The sequence below is a fragment of the Microbacterium sp. zg.B48 genome (genome assembly GCF_024623505.1).
Lineage (GTDB): Bacteria > Actinomycetota > Actinomycetes > Actinomycetales > Microbacteriaceae > Microbacterium.
The window spans coordinates 65,956-83,724 of sequence record NZ_JANJFE010000019.1; the positions used below are offsets into that span (position 1 = coordinate 65,956).

Genomic DNA, 17,769 nt, shown 5'->3' on the forward strand with positions numbered 1-17,769 from the left:
AACGGCATCCCCCCGTCGTTACCCTCGATGTAAGGCGCTCGGTGCGCCCGTTGGCCCAGTGCCGGAGGAATGGATGATGTTCGAGAGATTCACGGACCGTGCCCGTCGTGTTGTTGTGCTCGCCCAAGAAGAGGCGAAGATGCTCAACCACAACTACATCGGCACCGAGCACATCCTGCTCGGTCTGATCCATGAGGGTGAAGGTGTCGCCGCCAAGGCGCTCGAGTCGTTGGGCATCTCGCTCGACGCCGTGCGCGAGCAGGTGCAGGACATCATCGGCCAGGGTCAGCAGCAGCCGACCGGCCACATCCCGTTCACGCCGCGGGCCAAGAAGGTGCTCGAGCTGTCCCTGCGCGAAGCACTGCAACTCGGTCACAACTACATCGGCACCGAGCACATCCTGCTCGGTCTGATCCGCGAAGGCGAGGGCGTCGCAGCCCAGGTGCTGGTCAAGCTCGGCGCCGACCTGAACAAGGTGCGCCAGCAGGTCATCCAGCTGCTCTCGGGCTACCAGGGCAAGGAACCCGCCGCCGTCAGCGGCGCCGCGCACGACAACACCCAAGCCGCTCAGGGAGGTTCTGCGGTGCTCGACCAGTTCGGTCGCAACCTGACGCAGGCTGCGCGCGAGAACAAGCTCGATCCGGTGATCGGGCGCGAAAAGGAGATCGAGCGGGTCATGCAGATCCTGTCTCGTCGCTCCAAGAACAACCCGGTGCTGATCGGAGAGCCCGGCGTCGGCAAGACCGCCGTCGTCGAAGGTCTCGCACAGGCGATCGTGAAGAACGACGTCCCCGAGACGCTCAAGGACAAGCAGGTCTACTCGCTCGACCTCGGCTCCCTCATCGCGGGTTCCCGCTACCGCGGTGACTTCGAGGAGCGCCTGAAGAAGGTCACCAAGGAGATCCGCACGCGCGGCGACATCATCGTCTTCATCGACGAGATCCACACGCTCGTGGGCGCCGGTGCCGCCGAGGGTGCCATCGACGCGGCATCCATCCTCAAGCCGCTCCTGGCTCGCGGAGAGCTGCAGACGATCGGCGCGACCACGCTCGATGAGTACCGCAAGCACTTCGAGAAGGATGCCGCACTGGAGCGCCGCTTCCAGCCGATCCAGGTCGCCGAGCCGAGCCTTCCCCACGCGATCAACATCCTCAAGGGCCTGCGCGACCGCTACGAGGCGCACCACAAGGTCCAGATCACCGACGGCGCGATCGTCGCCGCCGCGAATCTGGCCGACCGGTACGTCAGCGACCGCTTCCTGCCGGACAAGGCCATCGACCTGATCGACGAGGCCGGCGCCCGCCTGCGCCTGTCGATCCTCTCGTCGCCGCCCGAGCTGCGTGAATTCGACGACAAGATCGCGAAGGTGCGCGAGCAGAAGGAACAGGCCTCGGAGGACCAGGACTTCGAGAAGGCCGCATCGCTGCGCGACGAGGAGAAGTCGCTGCTGGCCGAGCGGCTGCGCCTGGAGAAGCAGTGGAAGAGCGGGGATGTGGCAACCCACGCCGTGGTCGACGAGGGTCTGATCGCGGAGGTCCTCGCGCAGGCCACCGGCATCCCGGTCTTCAAGCTCACCGAGGAGGAGTCCAGCCGTCTGGTCTTCATGGAGAAGGCCCTGCACCAGCGGGTCATCGGCCAGGAAGAGGCGATCTCGGCGCTTGCCAAGACCATCCGCCGTCAGCGCGCCGGCCTGAAGGACCCGAAGCGTCCCTCCGGCTCGTTCATCTTCGCCGGTCCCACCGGCGTCGGAAAGACCGAGCTGGCCAAGGCGCTCGCGGAGTTCCTGTTCGACGACGAGGCTGCGCTGATCTCCCTGGACATGTCGGAGTTCGGTGAGAAGCACACGGTCTCGCGGCTGTTCGGTGCCCCTCCCGGTTTCGTCGGGTTCGAGGAGGGCGGACAGCTGACCGAGAAGGTGCGCCGCAAGCCGTTCTCGGTGGTGCTGTTCGACGAGATCGAGAAGGCCCACCCGGACATCTTCAACTCTCTCCTGCAGATCCTGGAGGAGGGCCGTCTGACCGACGGTCAGGGTCGCGTCGTCGACTTCAAGAACACCGTCATCATCATGACCACCAACCTGGGTGCACGCGACATCGCGGGCGGCCCGGTCGGGTTCCAGGTCGAGGGTGACACGGCCACGTCCTACGACCGGATGAAGGGCAAGGTGCAGGAAGAGCTCAAGCGGCACTTCAAGCCCGAGTTCCTCAACCGCGTCGATGACATCATCGTGTTCCCGCAGCTGAGCAAGCCGGAACTGATCCAGATCGTGGACCTGTTCACCAAGCGCCTCGGCGATCGCCTGTTGGATCGGGACATGACGATCGAGCTGTCCCAGGCCGCCAAGGAGAAGCTCATCGAGATCGGGTTCGACCCGGCACTGGGCGCGCGCCCCCTGCGTCGTGCCATGCAGCGCGAGGTCGAGGACCGTCTGTCCGAGCGCATCCTGCACGGTGAGCTGAACTCCGGCGACCACGTCACGGTCGATGCCGTGAACGACGAGTTCGTCTTCGAGAACGGCCCGCGCGGCGACAAGGTCGCGGTCGGCATCACCACCGGCGGCGAGATCAGCTCGACACCCGACCTCGCGGTCGCGTCCGGCGAGTAGGACCGTCCCGGCCACGCCGGGGAACGAAGAGCGGATGCTGCGGCATCCGCTCTTCGTCGTCCAGCGCCGAGCCCTCTGCGGTTCACTTGTCGTGGATGTACGCGGGAGGGCGGTTTTGGCGTACATGCAGGGCAAGTGAACGTGGGATGCGGGCCCTTCCGCGCGGCCCCTCCTCGGCGGTTCGCTTGTCGTGGATGTACGGGCGAGGGCGGTTTTGGCGTACATGCAGGGCAAGTGAACGCAGGGGGGCGGGTGCTCGGCAGAAGCTCGCGGGCGCACCGTACGCTGGGACCGTGAGCCAATACACGATCCGGGCGGCCCGTTCCGCGGATATCCGCGGCATCCGTGACCTGCTCGAGCCGTACGTGCACCGGCGGATCCTGCTCGGCAAGGACCTCGTGGTGCTCTACGAGGCCGTGCAGCAGTTCGTGGTCGCCGAGGACGACGCCGGGCAGCTGATCGGCTGCGGCGCCCTCCACGTCATCTGGGAGGACCTCGGCGAGGTTCGCACCCTGATCGTCGCGGACGAGTGGCTGCACCACGGGGTGGGCGGCGAGATCGTCTCGGCCCTGGAGGCGAATGCCCGCGCCCTGGGTCTGTCCCGCCTGTTCTGCCTGACCTTCGAGGTCGAGTTCTTCACCCGCCGGGGCTTCACCCCGATCGGCGAGCAGATCGTCGACCCGGACGTGTACTCGCAGCTGGTCCGCAGCCCCGACGAGGGGGTCGCGGAGTTCCTCGACCTCGCGCACGTCAAACCCAACACGCTCGGAAACACCCGGATGCTCAAGCACCTCTGACCCGGGAAGCGACGCCCGGTTAGGCGCCGGTGAAGAGGGGCGGCCGCTTCTGCTGGAACGCGGCGAACCCCTCCCGGTAATCGTCGGTCTCGCCCAGCGCCGCCTGGGCGGCGTTCTCCAGCTCGACCGATTCCCACAGCGCGAGGCGTTCGTCGCGGATCCGCGAGACCAGGCGTTTGCTGGCCAGGAACGCCGCGGTGGCGCCGGCTGCGGCACGGGATGCCGCGTCCTGCGTCGCGGCGAGCACCTCCTCGGCGGGCAGGACGCGGGAGAACAAGCCGGACTGCACCGCCTCGGTGCCGCTCATCAGTCGCCCGGTGTAGATCAGGTCGAGGGTCTTGTGGGCGCCGAGACGCTCGTAGAAGAGCGCGTGCCCGCCCGAATCGAGCGTGGCCCCCAGCGCCGCGAACGGCGAGCCGATCTTGGCGCTGTCGGCGACGTAGACCACATCCGTCGCGATCAGCAGTCCCAGACCGACACCCAGGCACGCCCCCTGTGCGGCCGCGAAGGTCGGTGCCGGGAAGGCGGACATGCGCCGCAGCAGCGGGGTCACCAGCCCGCCGAGGTACCCCAGCACATCGTCCTCGCGCGGATCCACTCCGGAGATGTCGCGGCCCGCGCAGAACGCCGGACCCTCGCCGCGCAGCAGCAGGGCGCGCACCCCGGCCGCCTCGGCGGCGTCGTAGGCCGCGCCGATGTCCCTCAGCGCGGCCTCATCGAGTGCGTTGCGCTTGGCCGGGGCGTTCAGCACCACGTGGGCGAGGTCATCGGCGATGGTGAGGTCGATCATGCGGCTCCTAGACGTCGTAGTCCACCACGACGCGATCGCTCGTGGGGTGGGACTGGCAGGTCAGCACATAGCCGCGCTCGAGCTCGTCCGGCTCGAGCGCGAAGTTCTGCGTCATCCGCACCGTGCCGGCTACGAGCCGGGCACGGCACGTGCCGCACACCCCGCCCGCGCAGGCGAACGGCACGTCGCCGCGGACGCGCAGCGCGGCATCCAGGATCGCCTCGTTCGCCGCGACCGGGGAGGCCACGCTCGAGCGCAGCCCGTCGAGGGTGAATTCGACGGTGCGCATCTCGTCGCCCGCCCGCACCTCGACGGGTCGTCCGCGGTCGATCCGGGGGCCGTCGGCATCCGTCGTGAACAGCTCGAACCGGATGCTGTCGGCCGGCACACCGCGACGCTCCAGGGTGTCCCGGCAGAGGGCGACCAGCTCGAACGGGCCGCACAGGAACCACTCCGTCACCATGGCCGGCTCCACCAGGCGGTCCAGGATCGCGTCCAGCTTCGGCGCGTCGATGCGGCCGGACAACAGCGGCGCGGCGCGCTGCTCGCGCGACAGGACGTGGTGCAGTGCCAGGCGGGCGGGGTGGCGGTCCTTGAGGTCGGCGAGCTCTTCGAGGAACATCACGTCCTGCGTGGCGCGGTTGGTGTAGATGAGCGTGAAGCGGGCGGTCGGCGACGCGGCCAGCACGGACCCGGCCAGCGACATCATCGGCGTGATCCCCGAACCGGCGGCGATGCCGACCAGGTGCGCGCCGTCCAGGTCGGGCAGCCCGGAGGTGAAGGTCCCCTCCGGGCTCATCACGTCGATGCGGACCCCGGCCCTCAGGTTCTCGTGGGCCCACACCGAGAACAGCCCGCCGAGGTCCCGCTTGATCCCCACGCTGATCGAACCGGGCGCCGGCGGCCGGCAGATCGAGTAGCTGCGGCGCACCTCACGCCCCTGCAGGTGTGCGCGCAGCGCGACGTACTGACCGGGCAGGTAGTCGTAGTCGCCGTGCAGCTGAGGCGGGACGGCGAAGGTCACCTCGATGCTCTCCGCCGTGAGCGGGCGGACCGCCGCGACCTCGAGTTCGTGGAACCGCGCGCGGCGGCGCGTCTGCGTGCTCACAGCACCTTGAAGGAGTCGAAGGGCTCCAGGCACGCCCGGCACTCGTACAGTGCCTTGCACGAGGTGGAGCCGAAGCGGGCGACCTCGCGGGTGTCCAGGGATCCGCACCGCGGGCACCTCACAGCCAGGCGCAGGCGGATCGGCGCCTGCGCGATCGCGGACCGCCCGGACGGGGGTGCGATGCCGTATTCGGTCAGCTTGCGCTTGCCGGCATCGCTCATCCAGTCCGTCGTCCATGCCGGCGTCAGGGTGGTGCGCACCTCGACGGTGTCGTATCCGGCGGCGGTGAGGGCCAGGACGACGTCGTCGCGCATCGTCTCGAGCGCGGGGCAGCCGCTGTAGGTCGGGGTGATCGTGACCGTGGCGCGGTCACCGTCGACCTCGACCGCGCGCAGGACCCCCAGATCCTCGATGGTCAGCACGGGAACCTCCGGGTCGGTCACCGTCGCCGCGACCCTCCACGCGTGCGCGCGTGAATGCGGGCGCCGTGCCGTCGCGGGACGCATCACCAGGTCACCCCCGGATGCTGTCGCGCGAGCACCTGCATCTCGGCGAGCAGATAGCCCAACGTCGAGAAGTGCGTGCCGTGCCGGCCGCCGCCGGCGGAGACGAACCCCTGCGGCAGGTCCAGCTCCGCCTCGGCGAACACGGCCGCGATGACCGCGTCGAAGCCGTCGCGCAGGGTCGAAGGGCGCACCGCGATGCCCTCCAGGCGGTCCAGGAGCGGCTCGTCGCGGAACAGCTCGTCCACGTACGGCCAGACGTCTCCGACGGCGCGGATCATCCGCGTCCGGGACTCCGCGGTGCCGCCGGCCAGACGCAGCAGCCACTGGATGGCGTGATCCCGGTGGTAATCGACCTCCTTGAGCGACTTCTCGGCGATCGCCGCGAGCGTCTCGTCGTGCGAGTGGCGCAGGGCCGAATACAGCTCGAACATGTAGGTCGCGGCCACGAGCTGCCGGGCGGTCGTCTGCGCGAAATCGCCGTTGGGCTGCTCCACGATCCACGCGCAGCGGAACTCGCGCTCGTCGCGGAAGTAGGCCAGGTCGTCCTCGGAGCGCCCGTCCGCCGAGCCCGCATATCGCAGGAGCGAGCGGGCGTGGCCGAGCAGGTCCAGCGCGATGTTGCCGAGCGCGACGTCCTCCTCGAGCTCCGGGGCGCGGGTGATCCACCAGCCCAACTGCTGCGAGAGGATCAGGGCATCGTCGCCGAGCCACAGCGCGTACTCCGCGATCTCCGGTGACGCGATCGCATCCTCGGCCCCGGCGAGCTCGGCGGACAGCTCGACCTGATCGACCGTGACCGAGCCGTGAACCTGAAACGCGTCCTCGTGGCGGCTCACAGGTGCGGCACCCCCGCGGAGGCGGTGTAGTACACCGCGTGACGGTAGTTCTTGCCGGCCGGGCTCTCGAAGAACGCGCCCTTCGCATCCGGATCGCTGGCCGTGATCGCGTCGGCCGGGACGACCCAGATGGAGGTGCCCTCTCCGCGCCGCGTGTACAGGTCGCGGGCGTTGCGGACGGCCATCTCCGCGTCCGGTGCATGCAGCGACCCGGCGTGCACGTGGCTCAGGCCGCGGTTGGCGCGGACGAAGACCTCCCACAGCGGCCACTGCTCGGCAGGCGACGCGCCCGGTCCGACGCGTCCGGCGACCGCGTCCGGGGCCTCGGCGCCGGACGCACCGGGGGTCGGCGCGGCACCCATCACGCCACCGCCCCTTCGGCGTGACTCGGGGCTCCGGTCGCGCGCGCAGCGCGCGCTTTGCGCGCGTACTCGGCCGCCGCCGCCCGCACCCATGCGCCGTTCTCGTGGGCCTCACGGCGGGCACGCAGCCGCTCGGCGTTCATCGGTCCGCGTCCGGCGAGCACCTCGAAGAACTCGGTCAAGTCGATCTCGCTGTGCCGGTAGCGCTGCGTCTGCTCGTCCCAGCGCAGGTTCGGATCCGGCAGCGTCAGGCCCAGCGCCTCGGCCTGGGGCACCAGCATCCCGATGAAGCGCTGGCGCAGTTCGTCGTTCGAGAAGCGCTTGATCTTCCAGGCGGTGGACTGTGCGGAATTCGGGGACTGGTCATCGGGCGGGCCGAACATCATCAGACTCGGCCAGTACCAGCGGTTCACGGCATCCTGCGCCATCTCCCGCTGCGCCGGGGAGCCCTGCATGAGGGTGAACAGGATCTCGAAGCCCTGGCGCTGATGGAAGGACTCCTCCTTGCAGATGCGCACCATCGCACGCCCGTAGGGACCGTACGACGCACGGCACAGGGGCACCTGGTTGCAGATCGCGGCGCCGTCGACGAGCCAGCCGATCGCACCCATGTCCGCCCAGGTGGGGGTCGGATAGTTGAAGATCGAGGAGTACTTCGCCGTGCCGGCGATCAGCTGCTCGGTCATCTCCTCCCGCGTGATGCCGAGGGTCTGGGCGGCCGAGTACAGGTACAGGCCGTGACCGGCCTCGTCCTGCACCTTGGCCATCAGGATCGCCTTGCGCTTCAGGCTCGGCGCGCGCGTGATCCAGTTGCCCTCCGGCTGCATCCCGATGATCTCGGAGTGACCGTGCTGGGAGATCTGCCGGATCAGCGTCCGGCGGTACGCGTCGGGCATCCAATCGCGGGGCTCGACGCGCGAGTCCGCGGCGATGATCTCGGAGAAGCGGCGCTCCCCGTCGGAGATCTCCGGTTCGACGGTGGTCACATGCACGGAGGTCATCGTCGACTCCTGCCTTTGCAGAACGGTGGTTTACAGAACGATCGTTTAGTTATTATGGCAGACATGCGGCGACCCACGGAAGCGATGATGGAACGCGATCGCGCCTCGGCTGCGCTGGGCATGGTCGTCGACCACGACGAACCCGGCCGGGCCGTGGTGCACATGGTGATCCGCGACGACATGACCAACGGCTTCCACATCACCCATGGCGGCCTGGTGTTCGCGCTCGCCGACACCGCCTTCGCAATCGCCTGCAACGAGGACGAGCGGATCACGGTCGCGCAGGGCGCGGATGTCACGTTCCTCCGATCCACGACAGCCGGCCAGACCCTCACCGCCACGGCCGTGCGCCGGGTGCGCAGCGGGCGGGCGGGACTCTACGACGTGAGCGTCGTGGACGAGACGGGGGAGGTCGTGGCGGAGGTGCGCGGCCGGTCGCTCACGACGGACCGCACCCTGCCGCCGAGCTGAGGCCACCGTGCGGCGTGTACGCCGCTACGCGGCGGGCAGCTCCTTGGCGACGAGGGTCAGCACGTCGTACTGGGCGACGACCTCGTCCTTCTGGTTGCGGATCACGGCATCCCACCGCACTTCGCCGTACTCGTCGGTCTCGCGCGGGGTGATCTGCTTGGCGGTCAGCTCCACGCGGATCCGATCGCCGGGCGAGACCGGCGTGACGAAACGCAGATTCTCCAGCCCGTAGTTGGCCAGCACCGGTCCCGGTTCCGGGTCGACGAACAGCCCGGCCGCCCAGGAGACCAGCAGGTAGCCGTGCGCCACCCGTCCCGGAAAGAACGGGTTCGCGGCGGCGGCCGCCTCGTCCATGTGCGCATAGAAGGTGTCGCCGGTGAACCGCGCGAAGGTCTCGATGTCCTCGAGCGCGACCTCTCGCGACGCCGAGACGATCTGGTCGCCGATCCGCAGCTCGGCGAGGGATTTGCGGAACGGATGCCGGCCCACCGAGTTGGACGCGGCACCGGCGTGCCACACGCCGGTGAGCGCGGTGAGCATCTCGGGGGAGCCCTGCACCGCGGTGCGCTGCATGTGATGCAGGACCGCGCGGATGCCGCCGAGCTCCTCGCCGCCGCCGGCGCGTCCCGGACCGCCGTGCACCAGGGTGGGCAGCGGCGAGCCGTGCCCCGTCGAGGAGCGTGCATCGTCCCGGTCCAGCAGCAGCACGCGCCCGTTGAACGCCGAGATGCGGCTCATCAGCTCCAGCGCGATCTCGGGGTCGTGCGTCGCGATGCTCGTGACCAGCGATCCGCCGCCGCGCGCGACCAGATCGGCCGCCTGCGCGACGGTGTCGTATCCGAGCACCGACGCGACCGGTCCGAATGCCTCGAGCCGGTGCACGGCATCGGCTCCGGCATCCGGGAACCGCAGCAGCAGCGGCGTCACGAAGGCGCCCTCCGGCGCCTCGCCCACGGTCCCGTCGGCGCGGGTCACCGACGGCGTGCGGGTCGAGCCGATCACGAGCTGACCGCCTGCCGCTTCGAGCCGCTCGACCTGCGACAGCACGTCGTCGCGCTGCGCGGTCGAGGCGAGCGGACCCATCGTCACGCCCTCCGCCCGGGGGTCGCCGAGGACCACGCGCTCGTCGATCCGGGCGCGCACGGCATCGATGACAGCGTCGACGGATGCCGCGGGCACCAGAGCCCGGCGGATGGCGGTGCACTTCTGTCCCGCCTTGGCGGTCATCTCGGTGACGAGCTGGCGGACGTACGCATCGAACTCGGGCGTTCCGGAAACGGCATCGGGCCCCAGCACGGACGCGTTGATCGAGTCGGTCTCGCTGGTGAACCGGACTCCGCCGGTCTGGATGCTGTCATGCGCACGCAGCTTCTCGGCGGTCGTCGCGCTGCCGGTGAAGCCGACGATGTCGCCGAGACGGAGATGCTCGAACAGGTCCGGCACGCTTCCGCTGACCAGCTGCAGCGCACCGTCCGGCAGGAGGCCCGACTCGACCAGGATGCGCACGAACGCCTCGGCGACGTAGCCGGTCGGTGTCGCGGGTTTGACCAGGCTGGGCATGCCCGCCAGGAAGGCCGGTGCGAACTTCTCCAGCGATCCCCACACCGGGAAGTTGAACGCGTTGACCTGGACGGCGACGCCGGGCAGCCGCGTGTAGATGTGCCGGCCGAGGAATGAGCCGTCCGTGGACAGCGGCTCGACGGGGCCGTCGACGAACACCCGGGTGTTCGGCATCTCGCGTCTGGCTTTGCCCGAGTACGAGAACAGCACGCCGATGCCGCCGTCGATGTCCACCCAGGAGTCGGCTCTGGTCGCCCCGGTGCGCGCGGACAGCCCGTACAGCTCCTCCTTGCGTTCGGTCAGGGCGAGGGCGAGTTTCTTGAGCAGCACCGCGCGCTCGTGGAAGGTGAGCGCACCGATGCTCGCCTGGCCCACCGTGCGGGCATACTCCAGCGCGGCGCCGAGGTCGAGACCTGCGGTGCTGACCCGGGCCACGATCTCACCCGTCGAGGCATCGCGCACATCCGTCGCCCCGACCTCGTGCGCGGGGGTCCACCACGCGCCCTCGACGTAACTGGGCAGAATGCCGCTCATCCGCTGTCTCCTCGGGTTGTGGGCCGTCGCGCTCGCCCATACCTTACCGATCGTTCAGGAAAAGCGCTCGGCGGTGTGGGCCGGTGCGACACTGGAGGCGTGTCCGATCTCACCGCCGCAGCGCACCTCGCCCCCGCACGCCGCGGACGACCGGGATACGATCGGCGGCAGATCCTCGAAATCGCCGTGGACGTCTTCATCGCGCAGGGCTATGACGCGACCTCGGTCGCGTCATTGGCGGCTCGGCTGGGACTGTCGAAGTCGGCCCTGTACCACCACTTCGATTCCAAGGAGCATCTGCTGGATGTGGCGCTCGATGAGGCCCTCGACGGGCTGGAGGGCGTGCTGCGCGAACCCGGTGCGCGGGAGGGGGGTGCGGGGGAGCGGCTCGGCCACGTGCTGCGGGGAGCGGTCGGGGTCCTGGTGGACAAGCTGCCCTTCGTCACGCTGCTCCTGCGCGTCCGCGGCAACAGCGACGTGGAACGGCGCGCGCTGGAGCGCCGCCGCGCGTTCGATCACAAGATCACCGGAATGATGCGCGCCGCACAGGAGGAGGGCACCGTGCGCGCCGATGTCGACGCCGCGGTCGCGACCCGCCTGCTGTTCGGCATGGTCAACTCGATCGTCGAATGGTACCGGCCGACCGGTCCGGAGGGCGCCGCCGAACTGGCCGCCGACGTGATGACCGTCGCCCTGGACGGGCTGCGCACCCGCTGACCCGGCGGGCTCCGCTTCGCCGATGGCGATGACCGAAAGGGGCGCGCCGACCCGGAGTGGCCCGGGGCGCGGGCTTAGCCTGGAGGCATGAGCGCCGCCCCTCCCCGCAGACGGCTGTCGCCGGCGGTCTACCGGCGACGGCGGCTCGTGCTGCTGCTCGCGCTGATGGCTGCCGTCGCGCTGGTGTGGGTGCTCATCGCACAGCCATGGCGCGGTGCATCCGCAATCGCACCCGATCCGACACCCACGGCGACACAGGCCGGCGTCATCGATCTGCCGGTGCCCGGAGCCTCGACCCCGACGCCGAGCGAGACGCCGACTGCAGAGGCGGCTCCGGATGCCGTTCCCTCCCCCTCCGCGGCGCCGACTCAGACCACCGCGCCCACGGCCAAGTCGTGCATGTCCCGTGACGTCACGGTCGAGCCGCTCACCGATCAGGACGGCTACGATCCTGGGCAGAACCCGCAGCTGTCCATCCGGCTGACCAACAACGGCGCCGCGGACTGCACCATCAACGTCGGCACGAGCACGCAGGCGTTCACGATCGTGAGCGGCAGCGACGTCTGGTGGCGCTCGACGGACTGCCAGACCGAACCCAGTGACATGCTCGTCCTGCTTGCGGCGGGTCAGTCCGTCTCCAGCGCTGCCCCGCTCACCTGGGATCGGTCCCGATCGTCGGTGGACGACTGCGGCGGCGGCAATCGGCAGACCGCACCGGGCGATGGGGCCTCGTACCATCTCAGCGTCGAAATCGGCGGCATCCCATCGATGCAGTCCAAGCAGATCTTCCTGTACTGACGCACCGGATCGGCCACGCGCGGCCTGCCCGATCGCCACTGTGCACACTGTCCCCCGAAGAGGGGACAGACGTCTCCGGCCCGGCGCGCGTACTCTTGATTCAGCTCCCGGTTCAACCGGCTCTTGGCTGCCCCCCAGCAGTGATCCGTCCCCAGCGAGAGAACAAGAGCCTCCGGTGAGCATATGGCCCTCTCGAGTCATCCCCCGCGCAGGGGGTGGCCCGAGGGGGCCATTCACGTGTCCTGGCAACATCGCAAAAGCGCCTTAACGCCTGACCGGAGGCTCTTTTCCGCCTCGCGCGAGCAGGGGCGTCTGGCTCAGCAGAGAACGCGGGGTCGGAGTATCCCCCCGGACCACTCCGACCCCGCTTCCCCCATGCTAGGACCTGTCGCCGAAGACTTCCGACTCCATTGCGTCATAGCCCTCCGCCTGAGGGTCCCGATGCGTGCCGCCGGACAGTGCGTACTCCTCCTCGGGAGAGAGCACGAGGCGGTGCCGGAAGGACACGGCGAAGCCGACCAGGATGACCACGTAGACGATTCCGATCGCGATGATGGCGGGCAGGAACGTCGGGTTCAGCAGGAAGCCGACGAAGATCAGGGCGGCGATCACCGCGGCGATCACGGCACCGGGCACCCCCCACGGGCTGACATATGGGCGGCTGGCGTTCGGGAACTTCCGGCGCAGGATGATGAACGAGATCATCTGAAGCAGATAGGCGAGTACCGCGCCCCACACCGCGATGTTCAGCACGATGGCGCCGGCCACGGCCCCGGCTCCCTCGTTGACGGCAGCCAGGCTCTCCAGCACCACCAGGGCGACGAAGCCGATCACCGCGCCCACCACCAGCGCGACCCACGGAGTCTGGCGCTTGCCGGTGAGTGAGAGGAACTTCGGGTAGTACCCGGCACGCGAGAGCGAGTACATGTTGCGTCCGTAGGCGAACATGATCCCCTGCAGTGAAGCCAGCAGTCCGACCAGTGCGAACAGGGCAAGCAGCGCGGCGAGCTGGTCGCCGACGATCGCGCGGAACCCGTCCAGCAGCGGCTCCGCCGCGACCCCCGTCGCCTCGGCGCCGATGACGCCGGTGTTCAGGAACAGCACCAGCAGACCCGTCACGATCAGCGTGCCGCGCGCCCAGAATCCCGCCTTGGGGATGTCGCGGACCGGGTTGTGCGATTCCTCCGCGGCCAGCGGCAGCTCTTCGATCCCGAGGAAGAACCACATCGCGAACGGCAGCGCGAACAGGATGGGGAAGAAGCCGTGGGGCAGGAACGCCGACTGCCCAGGGTCGGGCTCGATGTTCCACAGCGCATCCCACGAGAACGACCCGGTGAACAGGGACATCAGCGAGAAGACCACGATGATGCCGATCGAGATGATCGAGACCACGATCGCGAACCGGAACGAGATGGCGGCGCCCCAGGAGTTCAGTGCGATGAACGCGACGTACAGGATGATCCACCACACCCACGTCGGCATAGAGAAGTTCAGCAGTTCGGTCGTGATCGCATCGGCGTACGACGCGGAGAAGTACACGATGACCGCGGTGGTCGCGACGTACTCGATGGTCTCGGCCGCTCCGGTTATCAAGCCGCCCCACGGCCCCATCGCCGATCGTGCGAACGAGTAGGCACCGCCGGTGTGCGGCATCGCGGCGGCCATCTCGCCGATCGAGAAGATCATGCCGTAGTACATCGCCACGAGGATCACGAAGGCGATGAGCATGCCCCCGAATCCGGCGAAGTCGATGCCGAAGTTCCATCCGGAGAAGTCACCCGAGATGACCGCGGCTACCGCAAGCCCCCACAGGCCCCAGATGCCCGCCGACCGCTTCAGGGTCCGCTTCTCGAAATACCCTTCCCCCGCCCGCGTATAGGTCGCCCCGGCGACCTTGGCCGAATCACTGCGAGCGGGCACATTGCTGGACTGAGTCATCGATCCTCCGAGCAGTCGGGTGCGGCGCGGAGCGGAGCGGCGCCATGCGCATGATTGTGATGCCTAAAGGTCGGTTCTGTCTACCTTTGCGGGGAACTTCCTGATTACAGTGGGACGCAGCGCGGACGCCCGGGATCGCGCTCGTGCCGCGCGCGGACTGCGCGCCCAGAGAGGGTGACGGATGCCAGGAAACCTCAGCGCCGCGGACTTGAACGCTGCCATCGCGGCCGACCGGATCGACACCGTGATCGTCGCCTTCGCCGATGCGCAGGGCCGGCTCGTCGGCAAGCGTGTCTCGGCCCGCTTCTTCCAGGAGGAGGTGCTCGTGCACGGCGCCGAGGCGTGCAACTACCTGCTCTCGGTCGACGTCGACATGAACACCATCGACGGGTATGCGATGTCCAGCTGGGAGAAGGGCTACGGGGACATGATGCTGCTGCCGGACCCGGCGACGCTGCGGCGGATGCCGTGGCTCGAGGGGACCGCGCTGGTCATGGCAGACCTGGCCTGGCAGGGAGGTGAACCGGTCGTCCAGTCGCCGCGCGCGATCCTCAAACACCAGCGGGATCGCCTCGCCGAACGGGGGCTGACCGCATACGCCGGCACCGAGCTGGAGTTCCTGGTCTTCGACGACACCTATCGGGATGCCTGGACGCGCGGCTACCGGGACCTGCAACCGTCGACGGATTACAACGTGGACTACGACATCCTCGCCTCGGGCAGGCTCGAGCCGTTGCTGAGAGACATCCGCCGGGGGATGGACGGCGCCGGGATGTACAGCGAGGGCGTCAAGGGGGAGTGCAACCTCGGTCAGCAGGAGATCGCGTTCCGCTACGCCGAGGCCCTGGAGACGGCCGACCAGCACACCATCTACAAGAACGGCGCGAAGGAGATCGCCGACAAGCACGGCAAGTCGATCACCTTCATGGCCAAATTCAACGAGCGCGAGGGCAACAGCTGCCACGTCCACCTGTCGGTGCGCGGCCCGGACGGGGAGCCGGTGATGGCCGGTGACGGCGAGTACGGGTTCAGCCCGCTGATGGGCCACTGGATCGCCGGCATCCTGGCGACGCTGCGCGAATTCACCCTGCTCTATGCCCCCACGATCAACTCGTACAAGCGCTACCAGGACGGGTCCTTCGCCCCGACCGGCGTCGCCTGGGGTCTGGACAACCGGACGTGCGCCCTCCGCGTCATCGGCCACGGGCAGTCGCTGCGCGTCGAGAACCGGGTGCCCGGCGGCGACCTCAACCCGTATCTGGGCATCTCTGCGATCATCGCGGGCGGACTGCACGGCGTCGCGAACGAGCTCCCGCTGCCCGAGCCGCTCGCCGGCAACGCGTACACGGCCGGAGTCGACCACCTGCCCACCACGCTGCGCGAAGCGGCGCAGCTGTTCGAGCAGTCCGCGATCGCCCGCGCGGCGTTCGGTGACGACATGGTCGATCACTACCTCCACCAGGCGCGGATCGAAGTCGCGGCGTACGACGCGGCAGTGACCGATTGGGAGCGGATCCGTGGCTTCGAACGACTCTGACCCGTCGACCGGCGCGGGCTCCGAGGCGGTCGGGGGCTCGCACCGGCGGGCGCCGGTGATCGGCCTGACGACGTATCTCGAGCAGGCCAGGCAGGGCGTGTGGGATGTCCGCGCCGCCTTCCTCCCGCACGTCTACTTCGACGCGGTCGCCGCCTCGGGCGGGGTGGCGGTGCTGCTGCCGCCCCAGCCCAACCCCGAGCTGGGGGCATCCGTCGTGCTGGACGGGCTGGACGGACTCATCCTGACCGGCGGGCTGGACGTGCAGCCCGAGCTGTACGGCGCGGAGCGGCATCCCTCCACCGACCCACCGCGCCCCGACCGGGACGCATGGGAACTGGCGCTGTTCCGGGGCGCCGACGAGCGACGCATCCCGGTGCTGGCGATCTGCCGGGGTCTGCAGCTGGTCAACGTCGCCCGCGGCGGGACTCTCCAGCAGCACCTGCCTGAGTCCATGGGCACCGACCGTTACCGCCTCGGCGGCGGCGTCTTCGCCTCCAACACCGTGGCCGTCGACGACGGCACCGCTCTGGCCGGCGTGGTCGGTGCGGGCGAACTGGCCGTCCACAGCTACCACCACCAGGGCATCGACCGTCTCGGCGACGGCCTCGTGGTCACCGCGCGCACCGACGATGGGCTCGTCCAGGCCGTCGAGTCCACCGGGGACGGATACCTGCTGGGCGTGCAGTGGCACCCGGAGCAGGACACCGAGGACCGACGGCTCTTCGCGGGGCTGGTCGCCCAGGCATCCCGGTATGCCGCGTCGCGATCCGTCGCCGCGCCGCCCGAGCGCGAACCCACACTGGAGGCGATGCCGTGAGCACGTTCACCCTGATCAACCCGGCCACCGCCGAGCCCATTCGCGAGGTGCCCCGCGCCGGTGTCGGCGACGTGGATGCGGCGATCTCCCGCGCGGTCGCGGCCCAGCGCTCCTGGGCGGCGCTGGCCCCGGTCGCCCGCGCGGATGCGCTGCGGGCGTTCGCCCGGGTCGTGGAGGCGCACATCGAGGAGCTGGCCGGACTCGAGGTGATGAACTCCGGGCATCCGATCAACTCCGCCCGATGGGAGGCATCCCATGTCGCCCAGGTGCTGAACTTCTACGCCGGAGCGCCTGAGCGTCTGTCCGGTCGGCAGATCCCGGTCGCGGGGGGCCTGGATGTCACCTTCCACGAGCCGTACGGGGTGGTGGGCATCATCGTGCCGTGGAACTTCCCGATGACGATCGCGGCATGGGGCTTCGCGCCCGCGCTGGCGGCGGGCAACGCGGTGGTGCTCAAACCGGCCGAGCTGACACCCCTGACCGCGATGCGACTCGGTGAGCTGGCCCTCCAGGCCGGACTGCCGGAGGGGCTGTTCCAGGTGGTCACCGGGTCCGGTTCGGTCGTCGGCCAGCGGTTCGTCACTCACCCGGATGTGCGCAAGGTCGTGTTCACCGGATCGACGGAGGTGGGGACGGATGTCGCGGCCGGCTGCGCCCGTGCGCTCAAGCCCGTCACGCTCGAGCTGGGCGGCAAGAGCGCGAACATCATCTTCGCGGACGCCGACCTGGAGCGCGCCGCCGCGTCGGCGCCGGCCGCCGTGTTCGACAACGCCGGCCAGGACTGCTGCGCGCGCAGTCGCATCCTCGTGCAGCGCTCCGTGTTCGACCGTTTCCTCGAGCTGCTCGAACCCGCCGTCGCCGACTGGCGCGTCGGCGACCCGCGGGACGAGGCGACCGAGATGGGGCCGCTCATCTCGGCTGCACACCGGGACTCGGTGATCCCGTTCGTGAAGCACTCGCGCGTGGCCTTCCGCGGCTCCGCACCGAACGACCCGGGGTTCTGGTTCGCGCCCGCGGTCGTCCTGCCCGACTCGCCCCGGGACCGGGTGGCGCAGCACGAGATCTTCGGGCCGGTCGTCGCAGTGCTGCCGTTCGAGGACGAGGCCGATGCGGTCCGCCTCGCCAACGACACGATCTTCGGCCTGGCCGGGTCGATCTGGACCGAGAACCTGGGCCGCGCCGTGCGCGTCTCGCGCGCGGTCAAGAGCGGTGTCCTGTCCGTCAACTCGCACTCGTCGGTGCGCTATACGACCCCGTTCGGGGGGATGAAGGCGTCCGGTCTCGGCCGCGAGCTCGGCCCGGACGCGGCGGAGCACTTCACCGAGACCAAGAACGTCTTCTACGCGACCGGAGACGCCTGATGAGTCCGATGCCCTCCCGCTTCGATTCCGT

The 17,769-nt window shown here is 69.3% G+C and carries 16 protein-coding genes; 8 read left to right on the forward strand and 8 right to left on the reverse strand.

Going from position 1 to position 17,769, the window contains the following annotated elements; all coding sequences use genetic code 11:
- The first annotated feature begins 76 nt into the window (after positions 1-76).
- Entirely contained in the window at positions 77-2,605 is a 2,529-nt protein-coding gene (locus NQ152_RS15685) for an ATP-dependent Clp protease ATP-binding subunit (RefSeq protein WP_257500789.1), read from the forward strand.
- Between the two features lie 293 nt (positions 2,606-2,898).
- Positions 2,899-3,402, forward strand: a complete 504-nt coding sequence (locus NQ152_RS15690) for an amino-acid N-acetyltransferase (RefSeq protein ID WP_257500788.1) — start codon at positions 2,899-2,901, stop codon at positions 3,400-3,402.
- 19 nt (positions 3,403-3,421) lie between these two features.
- On the opposite strand, the gene NQ152_RS15695 is transcribed toward NQ152_RS15690, so the two are convergent.
- The 6 genes from NQ152_RS15695 to paaA are packed head-to-tail and all read right to left on the reverse strand — an operon-like array spanning position 3,422 to position 8,005.
- Entirely contained in the window at positions 3,422-4,192 is a 771-nt protein-coding gene (locus tag NQ152_RS15695) for an enoyl-CoA hydratase/isomerase family protein (RefSeq protein ID WP_257524651.1), read from the reverse strand.
- A gap of 7 nt (positions 4,193-4,199) precedes the next feature.
- A complete protein-coding gene (gene paaE / locus NQ152_RS15700) occupies positions 4,200-5,300 on the reverse strand; it encodes a 1,2-phenylacetyl-CoA epoxidase subunit PaaE (protein ID WP_257524652.1) in 1,101 nt (366 codons plus the stop codon).
- Positions 5,297-5,806, reverse strand: a complete 510-nt coding sequence (gene paaD / locus NQ152_RS15705) for a 1,2-phenylacetyl-CoA epoxidase subunit PaaD (RefSeq protein ID WP_257524708.1) — start codon at positions 5,804-5,806, stop codon at positions 5,297-5,299. Before paaD ends, paaE begins: the two co-directional genes overlap by 4 nt.
- On the reverse strand, positions 5,806-6,642 hold the full coding sequence (gene paaC, locus NQ152_RS15710; protein WP_257500785.1) for a 1,2-phenylacetyl-CoA epoxidase subunit PaaC: 837 nt from the start codon (positions 6,640-6,642) through the stop codon (positions 5,806-5,808). The genes paaD and paaC overlap by 1 nt, the downstream gene beginning before the upstream one ends.
- Positions 6,639-7,004, reverse strand: coding sequence for a 1,2-phenylacetyl-CoA epoxidase subunit PaaB (gene paaB, locus NQ152_RS15715; RefSeq protein WP_306816060.1), 366 nt, complete (start codon positions 7,002-7,004; stop codon positions 6,639-6,641). Before paaB ends, paaC begins: the two co-directional genes overlap by 4 nt.
- A complete protein-coding gene (paaA, locus tag NQ152_RS15720) occupies positions 7,004-8,005 on the reverse strand; it encodes a 1,2-phenylacetyl-CoA epoxidase subunit PaaA (RefSeq protein ID WP_257524654.1) in 1,002 nt (333 codons plus the stop codon). The genes paaB and paaA overlap by 1 nt, the downstream gene beginning before the upstream one ends.
- Before the next feature lie 63 nt (positions 8,006-8,068).
- On the opposite strand from paaA, the gene paaI reads away from it, so the two are divergent.
- The gene (gene paaI / locus NQ152_RS15725) at positions 8,069-8,476 is read left to right on the forward strand and encodes a hydroxyphenylacetyl-CoA thioesterase PaaI (RefSeq protein WP_257524655.1); all 408 of its coding nucleotides are present in this window, start codon (positions 8,069-8,071) and stop codon (positions 8,474-8,476) included.
- A 24-nt stretch (positions 8,477-8,500) separates the two neighbouring features.
- Here the strand turns inward: paaI and paaZ are convergent, their stop codons facing one another.
- Complete coding sequence (gene paaZ / locus NQ152_RS15730) at positions 8,501-10,570, reverse strand: phenylacetic acid degradation bifunctional protein PaaZ (RefSeq protein ID WP_257524656.1); 2,070 nt, start codon at positions 10,568-10,570, stop codon at positions 8,501-8,503.
- A 99-nt stretch (positions 10,571-10,669) separates the two neighbouring features.
- On the opposite strand from paaZ, the gene NQ152_RS15735 reads away from it, so the two are divergent.
- Together NQ152_RS15735 and NQ152_RS15740 are read left to right on the forward strand one after the other, a co-directional pair.
- Positions 10,670-11,287: a TetR/AcrR family transcriptional regulator gene (locus NQ152_RS15735; RefSeq protein WP_257500780.1), complete on the forward strand. Its 618-nt coding sequence runs from the start codon at positions 10,670-10,672 to the stop codon at positions 11,285-11,287.
- A gap of 87 nt (positions 11,288-11,374) precedes the next feature.
- On the forward strand, positions 11,375-12,085 hold the full coding sequence (locus tag NQ152_RS15740) for a hypothetical protein (RefSeq protein ID WP_257524657.1): 711 nt from the start codon (positions 11,375-11,377) through the stop codon (positions 12,083-12,085).
- A 378-nt stretch (positions 12,086-12,463) separates the two neighbouring features.
- On the opposite strand, the gene NQ152_RS15745 is transcribed toward NQ152_RS15740, so the two are convergent.
- Entirely contained in the window at positions 12,464-14,023 is a 1,560-nt protein-coding gene (locus tag NQ152_RS15745; RefSeq protein WP_257524658.1) for an amino acid permease, read from the reverse strand.
- Positions 14,024-14,204: 181 nt separating this feature from the next.
- Between NQ152_RS15745 and NQ152_RS15750 the strand changes: the two genes are divergently transcribed.
- The 3 genes from NQ152_RS15750 to NQ152_RS15760 are packed head-to-tail and all read left to right on the forward strand — an operon-like array spanning position 14,205 to position 17,738.
- The gene (locus NQ152_RS15750) at positions 14,205-15,560 is read left to right on the forward strand and encodes a glutamine synthetase family protein (RefSeq protein ID WP_257524659.1); all 1,356 of its coding nucleotides are present in this window, start codon (positions 14,205-14,207) and stop codon (positions 15,558-15,560) included.
- A complete protein-coding gene (locus NQ152_RS15755; protein ID WP_374113603.1) occupies positions 15,541-16,377 on the forward strand; it encodes a gamma-glutamyl-gamma-aminobutyrate hydrolase family protein in 837 nt (278 codons plus the stop codon). The genes NQ152_RS15750 and NQ152_RS15755 overlap by 20 nt, the downstream gene beginning before the upstream one ends.
- The gene (locus tag NQ152_RS15760) at positions 16,374-17,738 is read left to right on the forward strand and encodes an aldehyde dehydrogenase family protein (protein WP_257524660.1); all 1,365 of its coding nucleotides are present in this window, start codon (positions 16,374-16,376) and stop codon (positions 17,736-17,738) included. Before NQ152_RS15755 ends, NQ152_RS15760 begins: the two co-directional genes overlap by 4 nt.
- Positions 17,739-17,769: the final 31 nt, after the last annotated feature.